This window comes from Mesorhizobium sp. M4B.F.Ca.ET.089.01.1.1 (assembly GCF_004022605.1).
Classification (GTDB): domain Bacteria; phylum Pseudomonadota; class Alphaproteobacteria; order Rhizobiales; family Rhizobiaceae; genus Mesorhizobium; species Mesorhizobium abyssinicae.
The window spans coordinates 1-2,757 of the sequence record NZ_RZOS01000611.1 but is presented as its reverse complement, the minus strand read 5'-3'; the positions used below and the strand labels follow the sequence as shown (position 1 = coordinate 2,757).

2 protein-coding genes and 2 pseudogenes are annotated in these 2,757 nt (G+C 61.6%); 1 reads left to right on the top strand and 3 read right to left on the bottom strand.

Annotation, left to right across the window (positions count from 1 at the left end; all coding sequences use genetic code 11):
- The 3 genes and pseudogenes from EN780_RS31540 to EN780_RS40965 form a co-directional block, all read right to left on the bottom strand.
- A partial coding sequence (locus EN780_RS31540; protein WP_133372802.1) for a glutamate synthase subunit beta occupies positions 1-1,030 on the bottom strand: 1,030 nt, incomplete at its 3' end.
- Between the two features lie 41 nt (positions 1,031-1,071).
- A pseudogene (locus tag EN780_RS31535) lies at positions 1,072-1,235 on the bottom strand (thioredoxin domain-containing protein); the annotation flags it as partial.
- Positions 1,236-1,510: 275 nt separating this feature from the next.
- Positions 1,511-1,696 (bottom strand): annotated as a pseudogene (locus tag EN780_RS40965) (pyridoxal-phosphate dependent enzyme); the annotation flags it as partial.
- On the opposite strand from EN780_RS40965, the gene EN780_RS31525 reads away from it, so the two are divergent.
- Positions 1,611-2,564, top strand: coding sequence for a TauD/TfdA family dioxygenase (locus tag EN780_RS31525; protein WP_024504271.1), 954 nt, complete (start codon positions 1,611-1,613; stop codon positions 2,562-2,564). The pseudogene EN780_RS40965 and the gene EN780_RS31525 overlap by 86 nt on opposite strands.
- Positions 2,565-2,757 lie beyond the last annotated feature (193 nt).

Sequence of the window (2,757 nt, the reverse complement as noted above, 5' to 3'; positions counted from 1 at the left end):
TGCGCATCTTGGTCGCCCAGTAGGGCCAGACCGAAAGCTTGTCTTCCTTTTCCGGCGGCTGCGGACGGATGTCGAGCTGGGTGACGCGGACCGCGCCCTGGCGGAAGGCGGTGCCGACGCAGTCGGACGCGGTATCGCCGCCGCCGACGACGACCACATGCTGGCCGCCGGCGAGGATCGGATGCGACGGCCACGCCACCGACTGGATCGGTTCGCCGCCGACACGCCTGTTCTGCTGCACCAGATAGGGCATCGCGTCATGCACGCCGCCGAGATCGTCGCCGGGAATGCCGGCCGCGCGCGGCGTTTCGGAACCGCCGCAATAAAGCACCGCGTCATGTTCGGCGAGCAGCTCGGCAACCGGCTTGTCGACGCCGACATTGACGCCGCAATGGAAGGTGACGCCCTCGCCCTGCATCTGCTCGATGCGCCGGTCGATATAGTGCTTCTCGATCTTGAAGTCGGGAATGCCGTAACGCATCAGCCCGCCGGGCCGGCTCTCGCGCTCATAGACATGGACGTCGTGGCCGGCGCGGCCGAGCTGCTGGGCAGCCGACATGCCGGCCGGGCCGGAGCCGATGACGGCGACGCGCTTGCCGGTCTTCTTCTCCGGCGGATAGGGCCTGATATGGCCGGTCTCGTAAGCCTTGTCGGCGATCGCCTGCTCGACCGTCTTGATGGCGACGGGAATGTCCTCGAGGTTCAGCGTGCAGGCTTCCTCGCAAGGTGCGGGGCAGATGCGGCCGGTGAATTCCGGGAAATTGTTGGTCGAATGCAGGTTGCGGATCGCATTGTCCCAGTCGCCATTGTAGACGAGGTCGTTCCAGTCCGGGATCTGGTTGTGGATGGGACAGCCCGTTGGCCCGTGGCAGAACGGAATGCCGCAATCCATGCAGCGCGCGGCCTGTTTCTCGACCTCCTTGTCCGACATCGGCAGCGTGAATTCACGGAAATGCCGGATGCGGTCGGAGGCCGGCTGGTACTTGTGCACCTGCCGGTCGATTTCGAGAAAGCCTGTTACCTTGCCCATAGTCCAGCTCCTGCTGTCCAGATGGCGCGCCTGGCGACGCCCTGCAGCTGGATCAGATGGGGCATCCCGTCCACACATGGGCCGCACCAAGTTGCCCAAAATTCGACTATGTACACTTGCCGGGCTCAAAGCTCGTGAGGGGCTCGCCATGCAGCCAGTTCTCGACTCTAATCGAAGGAGCCGGGGACTCCATCTGCAATACCACGTTGCGGTCCAAAGCTATTTCCAAAGGTTTCTGCACGAGCTGGTTTCCTCTCAGAGACGGCACACGGGTTCAGGGAGGAGCGCATCGCTCGTCTTGCCCCATTAAGTGCAGTCACAGTCACTCAGTCTCAAAAGCCATGCCAACGCGCTCAGCGCGCAGTTAGCGCCCATTGCTTCGAAAAACCTCGTCAGTGCCCAGATGTTGGTTGTAATGAACCTGACATTTGTCTGACGCTGTCAGCTTTTGGACACGCGATCACGCGCTTCGTGCCGCCAGGCCAGGCCGAGCCCTGTGTTGCCAGCGGTCGCTTCGATGATTGTACCGCCCGGCGCGAGCTGGCCACGCTGTTCGGCATTAACGATCATCGACAACGCAATGCGATCCTTGATCGATCCGCCGGGATTTTGGCTTTCGAGCTTGACGAAGAGAATTCCTGACTCCGACGTTGTACCGCTGACCAGCCGTGTTGGAGCTGAAATCAGAGGAGTTCGCCTTGGTGGAGACCTTTCGGACGCAGCGATAGCAGCCATCAACCAGCTTCTTCTAAAACACAAGGTGATCTTCTTCCGCGGCCAGGAGCATCTCGACGATGCGGAGCAGGAATTGTTCGCGCGGCGTCTGGGTAACCTTGTACCTCATCCCACGCAGGGGCCGGCAGCCGGCACGGCCTCAATCCTCAATCTCGATTCCGGCCGTGGCGGTGGCAGGGCAGACCAGTGGCATACCGATGTGACTTTCGTCGATGCCTATCCGAAATTCTCGGTCCTACGTGGCGTCGTCATTCCGGCGGCGGGGGGCGACACGATCTGGTCCAACACGCACGCCGCGTACGAGAATCTGCCGGCGCCGCTCAAAATATTGGCGGACAATCTGTGGGCTATTCATAGCAATGCCTACGACTACGCAGCCGTGCGCCCGCGCGCCACAGCCGAAGAGAAGAAGCACTTCGAGGAAGTTTTCACATCGACGATCTACGAGACCGAGCATCCGGTCGTGCGCGTCCATCCGGAAACCGGGGAGAAGTCGCTGCTGCTCGGCAATTTCGTGCAGCGCCTCGTCGGCCTTTCCAAGAGCGATTCCGCCAAACTCTACGAGGTGTTCCAGTCCTACGTCACTGCCCCGGAAAATACCGTGCGGTGGCGCTGGCAAGTAGGCGACGTCGCTATCTGGGACAACCGTGCTAACCAGCATTATGCGGTCAACGACTATGGCGACCAGCACCGGGTTGTGCGTCGCGCTACGGTTGACGGTGACGTTCCGATCGGCGTCGACGGTCGCCGCAGTATAACCCATGTCAAGGCAGCCAAGCCGGCGGCGAAGGCAGCCTGACCGTCTGAACAGGGTAAAGATGAAAACTTCGTATCGCCGCGGCCATATCGCGCTGCTTAACCGCCCCACAAAGCCTTATGATTTCCGAGAAGCAAGGCGAGTTGCGGGCTCGAGGCTTGGCCCGAAATCGAGGTCCTGCAGCGTGGCGCATGGCTCGAGTCGCTGCTCGTGGCCCCGCTGCAGCGGTACAGGT